The sequence below is a fragment of the Demequina sediminis genome (assembly GCF_030296675.1).
Lineage (GTDB): Bacteria > Actinomycetota > Actinomycetes > Actinomycetales > Demequinaceae > Demequina > Demequina sediminis.
On record NZ_AP027736.1, the window covers coordinates 398,086 to 413,532 of the forward strand.

10 protein-coding genes and 2 pseudogenes are annotated in these 15,447 nt (G+C 70.7%); 4 read left to right on the plus strand and 8 right to left on the minus strand.

Annotation, left to right across the window (positions count from 1 at the left end):
* Positions 1-96 precede the first annotated feature (96 nt).
* From modA to QUE44_RS02100, 4 genes and pseudogenes are all read right to left on the minus strand, one after another.
* Positions 97-927, minus strand: a complete 831-nt coding sequence (gene modA, locus QUE44_RS02085) for a molybdate ABC transporter substrate-binding protein (RefSeq protein WP_286215616.1) — start codon at positions 925-927, stop codon at positions 97-99.
* Positions 924-1,325, minus strand: coding sequence for a TOBE domain-containing protein (locus QUE44_RS02090; protein WP_286215617.1), 402 nt, complete (start codon positions 1,323-1,325; stop codon positions 924-926). Before QUE44_RS02090 ends, modA begins: the two co-directional genes overlap by 4 nt.
* A 372-nt stretch (positions 1,326-1,697) precedes the next feature.
* Complete coding sequence (locus QUE44_RS02095) at positions 1,698-3,314, minus strand: helicase HerA-like domain-containing protein (RefSeq protein ID WP_286216637.1); 1,617 nt, start codon at positions 3,312-3,314, stop codon at positions 1,698-1,700.
* Between the two features lie 168 nt (positions 3,315-3,482).
* A pseudogene (locus tag QUE44_RS02100) lies at positions 3,483-3,902 on the minus strand (PH domain-containing protein); the annotation flags it as partial.
* A 125-nt stretch (positions 3,903-4,027) separates the two neighbouring features.
* On the opposite strand from QUE44_RS02100, the pseudogene QUE44_RS02105 reads away from it, so the two are divergent.
* From QUE44_RS02105 to QUE44_RS02115, 3 genes and pseudogenes are all read left to right on the plus strand, one after another.
* Positions 4,028-5,602: pseudogene (locus QUE44_RS02105) on the plus strand (circularly permuted type 2 ATP-grasp protein); the annotation flags it as partial.
* Positions 5,603-5,612: 10 nt separating this feature from the next.
* Entirely contained in the window at positions 5,613-6,536 is a 924-nt protein-coding gene (locus QUE44_RS02110; protein ID WP_286215618.1) for an alpha-E domain-containing protein, read from the plus strand.
* Positions 6,537-6,549: 13 nt separating this feature from the next.
* A complete protein-coding gene (locus tag QUE44_RS02115) occupies positions 6,550-7,386 on the plus strand; it encodes a transglutaminase family protein (protein ID WP_286215619.1) in 837 nt (278 codons plus the stop codon).
* Between the two features lie 60 nt (positions 7,387-7,446).
* Here QUE44_RS02115 and QUE44_RS02120 read toward each other — a convergent pair whose 3' ends face one another.
* Genes QUE44_RS02120 through QUE44_RS02130 form a run of 3 tightly spaced genes read right to left on the minus strand, consistent with a single transcriptional unit; the run spans position 7,447 to position 10,051 of the window.
* Positions 7,447-9,267: an amidase family protein gene (locus QUE44_RS02120; RefSeq protein ID WP_286215620.1), complete on the minus strand. Its 1,821-nt coding sequence runs from the start codon at positions 9,265-9,267 to the stop codon at positions 7,447-7,449.
* Between the two features lie 35 nt (positions 9,268-9,302).
* On the minus strand, positions 9,303-9,662 hold the full coding sequence (locus QUE44_RS02125) for a hypothetical protein (protein ID WP_286215621.1): 360 nt from the start codon (positions 9,660-9,662) through the stop codon (positions 9,303-9,305).
* Positions 9,659-10,051 carry a cohesin domain-containing protein gene (locus QUE44_RS02130; protein WP_286215623.1) on the minus strand — a complete coding sequence of 131 codons (393 nt, stop codon included), beginning with the start codon at positions 10,049-10,051 and terminating at the stop codon, positions 9,659-9,661. Before QUE44_RS02130 ends, QUE44_RS02125 begins: the two co-directional genes overlap by 4 nt.
* A gap of 201 nt (positions 10,052-10,252) precedes the next feature.
* Between QUE44_RS02130 and QUE44_RS02135 the strand changes: the two genes are divergently transcribed.
* Entirely contained in the window at positions 10,253-13,675 is a 3,423-nt protein-coding gene (locus tag QUE44_RS02135) for a glycosyltransferase (protein WP_286215624.1), read from the plus strand.
* On the opposite strand, the gene QUE44_RS02140 is transcribed toward QUE44_RS02135, so the two are convergent.
* Positions 13,672-15,261: an S-layer homology domain-containing protein gene (locus QUE44_RS02140; protein ID WP_286215625.1), complete on the minus strand. Its 1,590-nt coding sequence runs from the start codon at positions 15,259-15,261 to the stop codon at positions 13,672-13,674. The genes QUE44_RS02135 and QUE44_RS02140 overlap by 4 nt on opposite strands.
* Positions 15,262-15,447: the final 186 nt, after the last annotated feature.

Genomic DNA, 15,447 nt, shown 5'->3' on the forward strand with positions numbered 1-15,447 from the left:
AATCGGCGAGCTCAACGCGGCCCACGAGTCCCGCGAGGGGCAGCAGCACCACGAGCGCGCCCGCGATCGCGAGCGGCATCATCCACCGGGGCGCGGTCACGGCACGCCGAACCCTGACTCGGTGAGCATCGCGCGCGCCTCGGGCCCCGTCACGTAGTCGACGAAGTCCGAGGCGAGGGTCGGCTCGGCGGCGGCGTCGAGCGGCGCGATCGGATAGCGCGTGAGGACGCGCTCGGTTCCCTCGATCGCCACGGCCTCGACGCCGTCCGCCCGGGCGATGTCGGTCGCGTAGACCACCCCGGCATCGGCCTGACCCGAGGCCACCTTCGCGAGCACGTCGCTCACCGACTGCTCCTCGGAGGCCGGCGCGAGCCTGAGCGCGTCGAGCGCGGCGAGCTCCGCGGTCGCGGCGCCGCACGGGACCTGCGGGGCGCAGATCACGGACACGACCGCGGGATCCTCGAGGTCGGCCAGGGCCGTGACGCCCGCGGGGTTGCCCGCGGGTACCGCGATGACCAGGTGGTTCTTTGCGAAGAGGCGGGGCTCGACGGCGACCAGGTCCGCCACGGCATCCATCTGGGTGGTGTTCGCGGAGGCGAACACGTCGGCGGGAGCGCCCTCGGCGATCTGTGCGGCCAGATCCGAGGAGCCGCCGTAGGTGACGCGCACGTCGACGTCGGGGTGCGCGATCTCGAACTGATCGGCGATGCGCTCCATGACCTCGGAGAGGGAGGCGGCGGCGTAGACGCTGAGGGTGCGTGACGGTTCGCGAGAGGTGTTCTCCGCGTGGAGGCCGGGGGCGATCCCGCAGCCGGCGGCGGTGCCCGCGAGCGCGAGCGCGATCCCGGCGGTGCGGGCGTGGGCGGTGCGGGCGGTGTGGGTGGCGCGGGCGGTGCGGGCGGCGCGCCTCGGGGTGGTGAGGGTCACGCCTTGGCCGCCGGCGTCTCGACGATGACCGTGGTCGCCTTGACCACCGCGGTCGCGACGGAACCGGGCTCGAGGCCCAGCTCCCGCACGGCCTCGGCGCTCATGAGCGACACGACGCGGTGCGGTCCGCACTGGAGGTCGACCTGGGCCATGACGCCGTCCGCGATCACGCGCGTGACGATTCCGGTGAAGCGGTTGCGGGCCGAGCGCCCGACGCCCGTCGGGTCCTCGGGCGCCGCGGCCCGGGAGGCGAAGGCCGCGACGTCGACGCCGTCGACCAGGAGGCGTCCGGCGGAGTCCTTGAGCGTGGGGATCGACTCGGCGTCGATCCACCTGCGCACGGTGTCGTCGCTCACGCCCAGGAGGGCGGCGGCCTCGGAGACTCGCAGATGCGGCATGAAGACGATGCTAGTGACGCACATGCGGCGCAGCAAGGCGTCTGGGGTGTGGGTCAGGGGGTGGGGATCGGGGTGCGCGGGTGGGTTGGCGGAAGGGCGGGTGGGTCGGCGGGTTGGCGGGCGGGGTTTGGTGGGCGGGGTTTGGTGGGCGGGTCCTGGACCGGCTGAGGCCGGGTGACGTTCTGCGGACGGCCGCGCTGCGCTTAGCGCAGAGGATTTTGCGATTCTCGAGGCCTCGATGGCCTTGGCGCAGAGGATTTTGCGATCGGGCTGGGTTGAGATCCCAGTGCAATCTGCAGATCTGATGCGCGAGGCCCGAATCCGCCCCAGAAATCGCAAGATTCTCTGCGCGAAGCGGGTTCCGCCTGCCGGTCAACGTTTGAGCACGCCAAGGACGGACCGCAGGATCGACCGGCCGATCTCGCGCCCCGCGGTGCGCGCGAAGTCGCGCACCGGCGCCGACTCGAGCACCTGCTCGACGCCCGACTTCTCGGAGCGGCGGGAGGACCCCGAGGAGGACTTGGAAGAGGACCCGGAGGAGGAGCCGCGGGGAGACCCGGAAGAGGACCCGGAAGAGGGCCCGGAAGAGGACCCGGCGGAAGGCCCGGGCTCGCGGCTGGCGGCCTTCGCGGCCCGCGCGGTCAGCATCTCGTACGCGCTCTCGCGATCCACGGCCGTCGCATAGCGCGGCGCGAGCGGAGAGGCCACCACGGCCTCGGCTACCACCTGAGCGGGCGCGGGATCCATGAGCCCGCGCGGCGCGCACAGCCGCGTCCACGCGACCGGGGTCGGCGCTCCCTTGTCGCTCAGCACCGTCACCACCGCCTCGCCGATACCCATCGTCGTGAGCACCTCCTCGAGGTCGTACGGCGAATTCGGGAAGGTGCGCGCGGTCGCCCGCATGGCCGCGGCATCGTCCGGAGTGAACGCGCGCAGCGCGTGTTGGATGCGTGAACCCAGCTGGCCCAGGACATCGGCCGGCACGTCCTTGGGGGTCTGTGTGCAGAAGAACACGCCCACGCCCTTCGAGCGGATGAGCCGCACCGTCTGGGTGACCTGAGCGAGGAACTCCTTGGACGCATCGGCGAACAGCAGGTGTGCCTCGTCGAAGAAGAACACGAGGCGCGGCTTGTCCGCGTCGCCCACCTCGGGGAGGTCGGCGAACAGGTCCGCGAGCAGCCACATGAGGAACGTCGAGAACAGCTGCGGGTGGTCGAGCAGGCGCGGCAGCTCGAGCGCGGAGATGATGCCCCTGCCGTCGGGCGCGAGCCGCAGCAGATCCGTGGTGTCGAAGGCCGGCTCGCCAAAGAACTCGTCGCCGCCCTGGGCCTGAAGATTCGCGATCTCGCGCAGCAGCACGCCCGCCGTCTGCGTCGACACCCCGCCGATCGTCTTGAGCTCCGCCTTGCCCTCGTCGGACGTGAGGTGCGCGATCACGGCGCGCAGGTCCTTGAGGTCGAGCAGCGCGAGCCCGTTGGTGTCCGCCCAGTGGAACACCAGCCCCAATGCGGATTCCTGGACGTCGGTGAGGCCCAGCACCTTTGCGAGCAGCAGCGGCCCGAAGTCGGTGACGGTCGTGCGCAGCGGCAGCCCCGTGCCGGCGGCGGCCTCTCCCAGCGCGTAGAACTCGACGGGGTAGGCGCGCGGCTCCCACTCCTGGCCGATGTCGGCGGCTCGCGTGGCGATGAAGTCCTTGGCCTCGCCCGCGACCGCCATGCCCGACAGTTCGCCCTTGATGTCCGTCACGAAGACCGGCACCCCGGCATCGGACAGCGACTCGGCGAGGCCCTGCAGCGTGCGCGTCTTGCCCGTCCCTGTCGCCCCCGCGATGAGTCCGTGGCGGTTCATCATCGCGAGTGGGAGGCGCACCTGTGCCGCGGGGTTGCCGGCTCCGCCCTGCACGAGCGCGCCGAGCGTGATCGACGGACCGTCGAAGGTGTAGCCCGCGGCCACCGCCGCGGCGTGGTCGGGACCGTTCGGTTCGCTCATGCTCCCCAATGTAGGGAGGGACGATGCCCGGCGCGCGGCGAGCGGATCAGGCGGGAGGGGAGTGGTGGGCCTTGCGGGCCCGTCCTCGCGGTCGATGGTGTCAAAGACCTGGTGGTAAAGCTGCGCGTGGACGCGCTCGACGTGGGGGATGTCCTCGAACTCCAGGGGGTCGTCGGACGCGGACTCGATGATGAGCGTGCCGGTGCGCAGCATGCGGTCGATGAGGCCGTGGCGGAACTGCACCGTGTTGACGCGAGCGAGCGGGATGTCGATGCCGGTCTTGGTCAGCACGCCGGTGCGGAAGATCACGCGGCGGTCCGTGATGACGAAGTGCGTGGTGAACCAGCGAATGAACGGAGCGATGCCCCACCAGATGACCACGATCGCGAGGATCACGCCGATCGCGATGCCGATCACGGTCTGCGTGGTGTCCGTGAGGTCCGATCCCGTCACGAGCATGCCGGCCACGACGGCCGCCGCGACCGCGAGGGCCGCCACGATCACGGGGCCGATCAGAGCCTTCCAGTGGGGGTGGCTGTCGACGACGATCTCCTCGTCGGGGGCAAGCAGCGTGCGCGGGTATCCCATGACGCCGAACGTAGCAGCGGCGACGGTCGCGCGGAAGCCCAGCGCAGTGTGCCGCGAGGCGACGCTGACGCGCCGGTCACGTCCCGGTCACCGCCAGGAAACATGCCGTGGCTAGTGTGGGGCGCATGACCTCGTCACCGAACACGCCGTGGGCCGGCTACCAGCCCGTGCAGGCGTGGGACGAGGCCGTCGACCTCGACGGCAAAGTGAGGGAGCCGTACTCGCGCGTGTACGCGGAGATCGACCGGATGTCCGGCGATGACCTCTACTCACGGGCCGAGGCTCTCGCCTCGACCTATCTCGCCCAGGGCGTGACGTTCGATCACGCGGGCGAGGAGCGGCCGTTCCCCCTCGACATCGTCCCTCGCGTCGTGGGCGCTAGCGAGTGGGACATCATCTCGCCCGGTGTGGCGCAGCGCGTGAAGACCCTCGAGGCCTTTCTCGCGGATGTGTACGGCTCGCAGCATTGCGTCAACGACGGCGTGGTGCCGCGCCGCCTCATCGCTACCTCGCAGTACTTCTATCGGTCGGCCGCCGGGATCGACCCCGCGAACGGCGTGCGGGTGCACGTGTCGGGAATCGACCTGGTGCGCGACCAGCACGGCATCTGGCGGGTCCTCGAGGACAACGTCAGGGTGCCGTCGGGAGTCAGCTACGTGCTGTCGAACCGCCGCGCGATGTCGCAGATGTTCCCCGACATGTTCGGCGCGATGGGCGTGCGCCCGGTGCTCGAGTACTCGCAGCGCCTGCGTGCCGCGCTCGCGAAGTCGGCTCCCGACGATGTCGACGACCCGACCATCGTGGTGCTCACCCCCGGCGTCTTCAACAGCGCGTACTACGAGCACTCTCTGCTCGCCCGCACCATGGGCGTCGAGCTGGTCGAGGGCCGCGACCTCGAGACCCACAACGGGCGCGTGTACATGCGCACCACGGCCGGCAGGCGGCGCGTCGACGTCATCTACCGCCGCGTCGACGACGACTACTTGGACCCCGTGGTCTTCCGCCCCGACTCGACGCTCGGAGCACCCGGGCTGGTGCACGCCGCGCGGCTCGGTAACGTCACGATCGCGAACGCGATCGGTAACGGCGTCGCGGACGACAAGCTGATCTACACGTACATGCCCGACCTCACGCGCTACTACCTGGGGGAGGAGCCGATCCTGCCCAACGTGGACACGTGGCGCCTCGAGGAGCCCGAGGCCCGCGCCGAGGTCATGGACCGCCTCCACGAGCTCGTGGTCAAGCCCGTCGACGGCGCGGGCGGCAAGGGCGTGACGATCGGCACCAAGGCCTCCGCGCAGGAGCTCGACGCGGTGAGGGCGCAGATCCTCGAGGACCCGCGCGGCTGGATCGCACAGCCGGTCATCCAGCTGTCGACCGTGCCGACCCTCACCGACGACGGCCTCGAGCCTCGCCACGTGGACCTGCGCCCGTTCGCGGTCAACGACGGCGACGACGTCTGGGTGCTGCCGGGCGGGCTCACGCGCGTCGCGCTCGCGCGGGGCCAGCTGATCGTGAACTCGTCGCAGGGCGGCGGGTCCAAGGACACCTGGGTGCTGGGCGGCGTGCGCCAGCGCAGGGGCGCCACCACGCCGCCGCCGGAGTCGCGCGTCGAGCTGGCGGGGATCGGCTCGGTGCCGCAGGCGGCCCACCCCGACGACGTCGAGCAGGGGCAGCAGCAACAGCAGCAACAGCAGCAGGGGAACCCTCATGCTGAGCCGCATCGCGGAGTCGCTCTTCTGGATCGGTCGCTATGTCGAGCGCGCGGACAACACCGCGCGGCTGCTCGACGTGCACCTCAACGTGCTGCTCGAGGACCCCTGGGTCGACGAGCCGAGCGCGAACGCCTCGCTGCTCGCGGTCATGAACTGCGAGATCGAGGCGCCCGTGTCGCGCCGCGATGTGCTCGCGACGCTCGCGTTCGACCCGGAGAGGGCATCGTCCATCGCCTGGACGCTGGGTGCGGCACGCGAGAACGCGCGCCGCGCGCGCGAGGTGATCAGCACCGAGGTGTGGGAGTCGCTCAACACCACGCGCAACCAGCTGCCGCGCTGGAGCGCCTCGGCGCGCCCCCACGAGTACTTCGTGTGGGTGCGCGAGCGCGCCGCGGTGGTGTGGGGGCTGCACAGCGCGACCACGTCGAGGGACGATGCCTGGCACTTCATGGAGTTGGGACGCTCGCTCGAGCGCGCGGACATGATCGCGCGGCTGCTCATGACGCGCCACTTCGAGGGAACCTCGGGACCCAACTGGACGACTCTGTTGCGCTCGTGCAGCGCCCACGAGGCGTACCTGCGGACCGTGCGCGCGCTCGTGACGGAGGAGCGTGCCGCCGAGTTCCTGCTGGTCGACCGGCTGTTCCCCCGCTCGATCGCGTACAACCTGCAGAAGGCCGAGGACACGCTCGGCCTCATCGAGGGCGCGTCGAACTCGCGCGCGCTGTCGGACCGCGCGCGGCTCGCCCTCGGACGCGCTCGCACCAACCTCGAGTACCGCGACGTGCGCGACGTGCTTGACGACCTTCCCAGCCAGATGAGGGAGGTGCAGCGCGCGTGCGGCGCGGCATCGGACCTCATCAGGGACCGCTACTTCCTGCCCGCCTCGACGGTGCTGTGGAACCAGGAGGCGCTATGACACGGGAGACACCGTGACCACGCTGCGCATCGAGCACCGCACCACCTTCACGTATTCGACGCCGTTGGTGTCCTCGTACAACGAGGCGCGCCTCACGCCGGCGTGGCTGCCGCGCCAGCGCGTGCTCGAGTCGCGTGTCGACGCGGCGCCCATCACGTGGCGCTCGTCGTACCGCGACTACTGGGAGGCGGAGGTGGTGGTCTTCGAGGTGCTGCAGCCGCACGAGAGCCTCACCGTCGTGGGACGCAGCCTGGTCGAGGTGGCCGGCGCTCCCGCGCGTGAGGAGCGTGCCAGCTGGGACACCCTCGCGGGCCCGCGCTTCCAGGACCTGCTGAGCGAGTACCTGGGCGTGAGCGACGTCACCGAGCCCACCGAGGAGCTCGCCGAGGTCGCACGTGAGGCCGCCAGTCGCCTCGAGCCCGACGCCGCCGCGCGTGCCATCTGCGATCACCTGCACGACCAGATGCGCTACGTGCCGGGAGCCACCACGGTCCACACGCCCGCGCGGGACGCGTGGGAGGTGCGCTCGGGCGTGTGCCAGGACTTCGCGCACCTCGCGATCGGGGCGCTGCGGACGGTGGGGATTCCTGCACGCTACGTCTCCGGATACCTGCACCCCAAGCGCGACGCGGAGATCGGGGAGACCGTCGCGGGGGAGTCACACGCGTGGGTCGAGTGGTGGACGGGCGACTGGTACGGCTTCGACCCGACCAACGACCGCGAGGTGGGTGACCACCACGTGATCGTCGCGCGCGCGAGGGAGTACACGGACATCCCGCCGCTCACCGGTGTGGTCGCGGGCTCGACGACGGGCCTCGACGTCACCGTGCACGTCACGCAGGTCGAGTAGCGCTCCACACATGCCACGAGGGGCCGGTCCATGCGGACCGGCCCCTCGCGTCGTGTCGCGTTATCCCAGCGGACCGTAGAGCGCGGGGCTCGTGCGGGCCTGGGTGAGCGTCTCGAACGCGTACGCGAGGCCCAGCAGCGGCCCCTCGTCGAAGTCGCGTCCCAGCCACTCGAGGTTCACGCCCGCACCGGTGATGGTGGCGTCCGCCTCGATGGCCTGACCCATCGGCACCGTGACCGACGGCATGCCCGTGTTGGGGCTGAGGCGCAGGTTGGTGCTCTGCGTGCCGTAGGGGTTGCCGCTCGGGTAGACCAGCGCGTCGAGGTCGAGGTCATCCATCATCTGGGTGACCAGCTCCTTGCCGTACGCGAGCTGCAGCGTGTGGCTGCCCTCGGGTCCGGCCCACGCCTGGTAGGTCTCCTCGGTGACGTTGTCACGGCTCACGTAGACGCCGGACCGCGAGGTCACGAAGCGACCGGACGCGATGATGTCCGTGAGCGTGCGCAGGCTCACCTCGGGGGCGAGGAAGTGCGCGATGTACTCGTTGAGGTCGTGCTTGAACTCGGCGGTGCTGCCGCTGCCCTCGCTGAGCACCGAGGCAAAGCCCGACGGCGGCGTGACCTCGACCACCGTGGCACCGGCGGCCTCGAGCGTCGCGACGGACTCGTCGAAGAGCCTGCGGGTGGTCGCGTTGGTGCCGAGCATCGACGCGACGTAGCCGATGCGGGCACCCTCGAGGGCGTCCTCGTCGAGGTACGACGTGTAGGACTCGGGCACGAGTCCCGCCTGGCGCTCGGTCACGGGATCCGCGGGGTCGATGCCGACCACGGCGTCGAGGGCGACGGCGGAGTCGAGCACCGTGCGGGTCATGGGACCGCCGGTGTCCTGGCTGAGGGCCAAGGGGACGATGCCGTCGCGGCTCGCGAGGCCGACCGTGGGACGCACGCCCACGAGCTGGTTGTACGACGACGGGACGCGGATCGAGCCGCCCGTGTCGGTGCCAAACCCGATCCCCGCCAGGTTGGCCGAGATCGCGGCGCCCGTGCCGCCGGACGAGCCTCCCGCGCTGCGCGCCGTGTTGTACGGGCTCGCCACGCGAACGCTGGACCCGGCGGGCTCGCCCGTCGAGAACTCCGAGACGAAGCCGTAGGCGAACTCGTCGAGGCTGGCCTTCGCCAGGATGACCGCGCCCGCGTCGCGCAGGCCTTCGACCATCGTGGCGTCCGTCGCGGTCTGGTTGTTCTCCCAGCACGCGCAGCCCGCGGTGGTGGGCATGTCGACCGTGTTGTAGTTGTCCTTCACGGCCACGGGCACGCCCAGCATCATGCTGGTCATTCCCTGGTCGGCACGCACGGCGTCCGCCTGCGCGGCCGCCGCGAGAGCAACATCCGAGGTCGTGATGATCGAGCGCAGCGGACGACCGGTGCCCGAGGTGTCCACGAGCGTTGTGTCGTACGCCGCGATCCTGTCGAGGTACTCCTGAGTGATCTCGACGGAGGTGGTCACGCCGGCGTTCATCGCCGCCTGCATGTCGACCACCGAGGCCTCCACCAGCTCGAACGGTCCGTCGTCGTAGATCATGCGCTGCGACACGGCGGCGAGGTCGGCCACCGTGATGACGCCGTCGTCGTCGACATCAGCGTGCGCGATGTCGCCCCATGCAGGGTCGGACGCGGTCGCCCCGAGTGACGCGGCGAGGACCTCGAGGTCCGCGGTGTCGACCGCGAGGTCGCCCGTGACGTCGAGCTCGGTGTAGTACGGCGCGAGCATGCTCGCGCTCGAGTCGGGTGCCGCGACGGCCGCGGAGGGCCACGCTGCCGCGGTCGCGGTCAGCAGCACGACGCCGGTCGTGGCGGCCAGCCGGCGAGGGGACGAGGACATGAGGGTGCTCCTTGAGGCGTGACGAGAGGCGGCGTTCACGACTGCACCGCCTTGCGGCGCAGCACGAGCGCGAGACCGGCCACGATCGCCAGTGCGGCGAGGGTGACGGGCAGCGCGATGTCCGCTCCGGTCGACGAGAGCGAGTCGTCGACGGGCGCGGCGGACGCGGTCGGCTCCGAGCTGGGCTCAGGAGTCGCCGAGGGCTCCTCGGACGGAGCGGCGGAGGGCTCCTGAGACGGCTCGGGCGAGGGCGACGAGGGTTCCGGAGTCGGCTCGGCTGCGGCCTCGAGCGTGAGGTCGGTCGCGTCGACGTCCTCCGCGGTGACGACCGCGGTGTCCGCGCCCACGAGCGCGAGCGACGAGAGGTCGAGCGTCGCGTCTCCCGCGGCGATCACCGTGAATTGCGCCGTGATCGCGTCGATGTCGCCCTCGAGGGAGGGGAGGTGCCGAGCCGCGTGGACGTCACGGTGAGGGTGCCGCCGGTGACCGAGGCGGAGGTGAAGCCCCCGTCGGGTCCCCTCGCGGAGCCGTCCACGTAGTCGAGGAGGGCGGGGTCGAAGTCGAGGTCCGCCTCGAAGGCGAAGACGTCGGTGGCGCCGGGGATGGAGACCGCGACGTCGATGACGTCGCCCACGGTCGCGGTCGCCGGGGCGGTGACGACCGCGGGCGACGAGGAGGGTGCCGCGACGGCGCCGGAAGCGCCGAACGACGCGAGGGCGACGGCGACCGCGCCGCTGAGGGCGACGGACCGGCGCACCCGCGCGCGGTGACTCGGTGAGGGCATGGGGGATTCCTTCGTGAGAGGCCCGCGCCGGAACTGCGCCCGCGGCGCGGGGAGGTGGCGTCAGCGGCGCACGTCCGCACGCTAACTACTTCGCATTACACGAATGTTTGCGAGATGTTTCAGCAAAAACACACGGGCGGCGGCCCCCTCCGTGCCGCGCGGGAGTGGGTCGCGACGAGCGCCGCCAGGTAAGGTATGGCGGTGCCCTCAACCCCCGACATCGCCGTTGTGGTGACGACTCACCGCGAGGGTCGCCACCTGATTCCGACCATGCGCGGGCTCGCGCGCACCGTCGCTCATGCGCGGCGTGCCGGACGCGCCGTCGAGGTGGTAGTGGTGCGTGACCGTGCGGATGCACGGACCGTGGAGCAGACGGACACCTTGATCGCGAGCGGCATGCTCGCCGACGCCGTCGAGGCGCGCGTGATCGACGTCGACCATGGGGATCTGGGCCTATCCCGCAATGCGGGGATCGCGCTTACTTCTGCTCCCATGGTCGGCATCCTCGACGCCGACAACCTCCCGTCGGAGAACTGGCTCGATGCCGCCGCGCGCGTGCTCGATGCCGCCCCCGGGCCTAGCATCGTGCATCCCGCGCGCCTCCTGAAGTTCGGCGACGACCTGGCTGTCTGGCCGCTCGTGGGCACGGATGACCCGCGCTTTCATGCGGGCCTGCTCGCCTGGTTCAATATGTGGGACGCGTTCGCGCTCATGCATCGTGCGGTGGCTGTGGCGCATCCCTATCGCGAGTCCCGTCCTGACTCCGGCTTTGGGCCTGAGGACTGGGCGTTTAACTGCGACACCGTCGCCGCAGGCATCCCTCATCTCATCGTCCCCGAAACCACGCTGTACTATCACGCACGCAGGCACGGATCCCTCGCGGGAGCACACGCCGGCTCACTGGTGCCCCGCACCGCGCTGCTGAGGGACAAAGAGGTCGCGCGGGCAGAAGTCGCTAGGCTCGCTCCTCGCGTGCAGCGAGGCGAGCAGGCCGCGGCGGCGCCGCGGCTCGTCCGTGCCGCGCGTCGAGCGGCACGCCTGGCCCGTGCGACCAGCGCGCGCCTCGGACGGGAGATGCGTGGCACGGCGGAAGGCACCGAGCAGCGTGAGATTCCCGCCGAGCTCACCATGCTCACGCCTGGCGAGATAGCGGATTGGCACGGCGCCCACCTCTTGCAGCCGCTCCTGCGCACTCCCGTCGAGCGCCACCTGGTCGAGTATCGCGTCGTCGGCACGGACTACGACGCATTGTCGGTCAACGACCGCTTCGCCTACTGGTCGGTGATCGATCAGTTGCCCGAGCGGCTCGACTTCCTCTTTGTCGCGTTGTGGGTGCGGACCGGCGGCGGTGACCGTATGACCCTGAAGCACCTGCATGCATTGCGCAGGCTGCGGCCCGACGCCACCGTGGCGCTCATCACCACCGAGCCCGATGCCTCGGAGCACCTCGCCGAGGTGCCGGACGGTGTCACCGTGGTCGAACTCGGCAGGTTCCGCCTGTGGCCGCAGTTCACCGAGCAGGTGCTCGCGATGGTGTGCGCGCAGCTCCGGCCCGAGACCATTCACATCAACAACTCGGTCGCCGGCTTCTGGGCACTCCAGCGCTTCGGCCGCCAGATCGCGCGCCACAGCCGTGTCTACCTGCAGACCTTCTGCGTCGACCGCTTCGACGACCTCTCGGAGTGGTCGTTCCTCTACAATCGGCCGCTCGACTTCTTTGATCACGTCACGGGTATCCTCACCGACAGCCAGGCCTTCGTCGACCAGGTCATCGAGGTGCAGGGCGTGCCGCGCGAGCTGTTTACGGTGTTCACCGTGGTGGATACCGAGTCACTCGCCCCCGCGCTTGTGGCGCGCGGGACAGTTGCTCGTGACGCCTCGGGGCCCACGCGCCTGCTGTGGGCCGGCCGCTTCGACTTCCAGAAGCGCCTCGACCGACTCGCTGACATCTCGGTGGAACTCCGCGCCAAGGGGGCGCCCGTTGAGATCGTCGTCAAGGGTCGTGCCGTCGTCGAGAGCGATGAGCGCTGGCAGGACCACCTGACGCGTGCGGAGGCGGGTGTCGCCACGGTGGAGGGTCCGTACGAGGGCGGCTTTGTTCATGCACGTCCCGAACAGTTCGACGCGCTCCTGCTGAACTCCGACTACGAGGGCGTGCCCATGGTCATGCTCGAGGCCATGGCCGTCGAGCTTCCCGTGATCGCGCCGCTCGTGGGCGGCGTGGGAGAGATGCTCGACGAGACCGTTGGCTACCCCGTCGACCCAGGGTCAGGCCTGGCTGGCTACCTGGAGGCCATCGAGGCGATTCGTGCCAACCCCTCCGAGGCCGCCGCAAGGGCGCGCCGCGCGCGCGAACGCGTCGAGCGGGCCGCCTCGCTCGACGCGTTCGACGCGACGCTCGAGGCCCTTCCCGGCTATCTGCCCCGGCGCACGGGTCCCGGCCGTGCGCGCGCCGCGCTCAGGTACTTCGCGTCCCCCAAGGCCGCAGAGCGGCTCGCGCGGGACGGCTCGGACATCGTCGTCTATACCGGGTCGAACGGACACTCGAACTTCGGCGACGTCCTGCAGACCAAGAACATCCTCGCGGGCTGGCAGCGACGGTCCGAGCACCACACCACGCTGATCATGCCGGCCTACGCGGCGTTGCCCGCGGGCCGGGCGGCGCTGCTCGAGTCCTGGTACCCGGCGGATGCGGTGGTCTTCGCGACCACCCAGGCGGTCGAGGTGCGCGGCACGGGCCTCGTGGAGATTCCACCGCCCGCGGGCGGGCGCATGGTGCACGTCGTGGGTGGGGGCTATCTTAATGCGCGCTGGGGAGGGGAGCACTTCCCGATCATCGATGCCCTCGCCCACGACGCCGGTGAGGTGCCCGTGCTCTTCTCCGGCCTGCAGATCGACCGTCCCGCGCTGGACGGGTTCGTCGAGCTCGCGCGCCACCACCGCATCGTCCAGGTGGGGCTACGCGACCACGTGTCCCTCGCGCTCGCAAGAGAGCACCTCGACGTCCCCGTGGAGTTCACGTTCGACGACCTCACGGAGATCTTCCAGGACTGGGCGCGCGCGGCGGTCGGCCACGAGCGCCGCCCCGGGCCCACCCGTGTCGCGGTCCACATGAACACGTCGGACTACGCAGGCGGCGAGCGCGCGCTCGCGATGTGGCGGTCAATCCTGCACGAGGTCGCGGCGACCCTGCCCGGCTGCGAGCTCACGCTGCTGCACGCGTACGACGACGCGCGACTCGACGTACGCGACACGCTCGACACCGTGACCGCGCTCGCGGAGGACATGCCGTTCTCGACCTTCACGGTGCTCGACATCGCCAAGGCGTCCCTCGAGTATCGGTTCGGCGAGGGCCTCCCGGCCCCGCTACGCCCGATCCTCGACGTCGACCTGGTGCTGTCGTCGTCGTATCACACGGCGCTCTTCGGGGCGCTGATGGGCAAGCCCGCGTACCTCATGGGGGCGAGCGAGTACTTCCGCCAGAAGGCGCAGCTGTTCCGCCTGCCCGAGCTGTCGGAGTTCCTCGCGGCACCCGGGGACTACCTGCTCGACATCCCCGAGGAGCTCGCGGCACGCGCGGCGTGGCTCGAGCGTCTCGCGACGCTGCCGGAGTCCCTCGACTAGCCCGTGTACTCGAAGTGCCACGGCTCGGGCTTGGTGCCCGACGGCCGTGCCCACGTGGGCAGCACCCAGTTGTAGATCGCCGAGTACTCCTTGAGCCACGTGTACTGAGCGCCCGCTGTGCCACCCGTCAGGCGGGCGGTGCTGATGTCGACCGCGAGTCCCCAGCCGTGGTTCGAGGTGCCCGGCGTCGCGGCCAGATCACCATAGAGCTCCTTCGCCCGCACCTGGTCCTCGTACGAGCGGTAGGAGTCGTTGAGCGGCAGGTTGACGCCGAACTTCGCGCGGAACGCCGCGTTGAGGAGCTCGAGGTCGTGAGCGGCGGTGCACGCGAGGAGCTCGACGGAGTCCCACGACAGGCCGCACAGCGCCGAGGCCGGAATGCGGCCATTCGAGTAGTCCGAGCGGATCTCGATGCCCGCCGCTCCCGCCTTACCGATCAGGTAGTAGCTCGACGCCCACAGTTTCTGGGTGCCGACCATCACCTCGACCCAGCCGTTCGCGGTGTTGCCTGTCGGGTACACCTTCGCCTCGCGCGATAGCTGCGCCATCGCGGGGTACTCCGTCGACGGTCCGGTGCGGAAGTTCAGAGAGCTCGCTCCGTAGACGTACAGCGTCGTGTGGCGGATCGTGCTGCCACCCACGCCCGCGGTGACCTCGACCTCGCCCGACTCGTGGAGACGGTACAGGTACGCGGCCATCGCGTCGCGCGTGATCGCGGCCTTGGGGCGGTACTCGGCCCCCGCCGACGTCGTCCAGCCCTCGGCGATGCCCGTCTTCGCGAGCCACGTGATCTCGCGATAGAAGGGGTCGGACGCCGCGACGTCGACGAACGGCGACCTCGATGGCAGGGTGACGGCGGGCTCTCCCGCGAGGCGGTAGAGGAATGCGGCCATCGCCTCACGCGAGATTGTCGTGAGCGGGCGGTACTCCACGCCGTTCGAGGTGCGCCAGCCCGTGCTGATGCCCTCCGCGTAGAGCCACGTAATCTCCTTCGAGAACTCGCTCGACGAGGAGCTGACGTCCGTGAACGGCTTCGCGGTCGAGGAGGCCGCGGGGTAGCCCACGAAGCGATACAGGAAGGCGGCCATCGCGTCGCGGGTGACCGTCGCGGTGGGGCGGAACACGGTCGACCCGTCGCTGAGCGTCCAGCCGCGGGAGATTCCGGTGGTCGACATCCACGCGATCTCGGTCGCGAACGCCGAGTACCGCGGTCCCGCGGCGGAGCTGACGTCCGCGAACACGCCGGTGGTGGGCGTCGCGAGGGCCGTCATGGTGGGGGCGCGGGGAGCCGGTTCCGGCGCGGCGGACGGCTCTGCGGCGGGGGACGGCGCTGCGGTCGGGATCGGCTCCGCAGGGGTGGGAGCGGCGGACGGCTGCGGCGTCGCGCTCGGCGTGGGAGAGACGCTGGGTTCCGGAGAGGCGGTCGGCTCGGGGGTCGCGGTGGGCGACGGAGTGGCGCTCGGGGCGGGGAGGGACGATGCCGGCGTCGGGTCGGGGGAGGGGGTCGCCGTGGAGGCGGCCGCGGGAGCGGCGATGCCCGCCGCGATCGCCGCCGTCGCGAGCGTCGCGAGGACGCGCAGGCGCATGCTCTGTCCGGGTCGTCGAGCTGAGGGACTGCTCACCGCGAGAATCCTCCTGAGGTCGTGCGCGACGTCCGCCGCGCGGGCACGCCCTCATCATCGGCTGGTTGACAGTCGAACAAAAGCCGGCGAGACAAATGTCACGCGCTACCAGGACAGAGCACAGGGGCGGACCCCGGCATCGTGCCGGAG

Excerpts from the sequence above, each read along its gene's own strand:
- QUE44_RS02090 (WP_286215617.1), bottom strand. The coding sequence starts at position 1,325 with ATGCCGCATCTGCGAGTCTCCGAGGCCGCCGCCCTCCTGGGCGTGAGC.
- QUE44_RS02130 (WP_286215623.1), bottom strand. The coding sequence starts at position 10,051 with ATGCCCTCACCGAGTCACCGCGCGCGGGTGCGCCGGTCCGTCGCCCTC.
- QUE44_RS02110 (WP_286215618.1), top strand. The coding sequence starts at position 5,613 with ATGCTGAGCCGCATCGCGGAGTCGCTCTTCTGGATCGGTCGCTATGTC.
- QUE44_RS02095 (WP_286216637.1), bottom strand. The coding sequence starts at position 3,314 with ATGAGCGAACCGAACGGTCCCGACCACGCCGCGGCGGTGGCCGCGGGC.
- QUE44_RS02120 (WP_286215620.1), bottom strand. The coding sequence starts at position 9,267 with ATGTCCTCGTCCCCTCGCCGGCTGGCCGCCACGACCGGCGTCGTGCTG.
- QUE44_RS02140 (WP_286215625.1), bottom strand. The coding sequence starts at position 15,261 with ATGCGCCTGCGCGTCCTCGCGACGCTCGCGACGGCGGCGATCGCGGCG.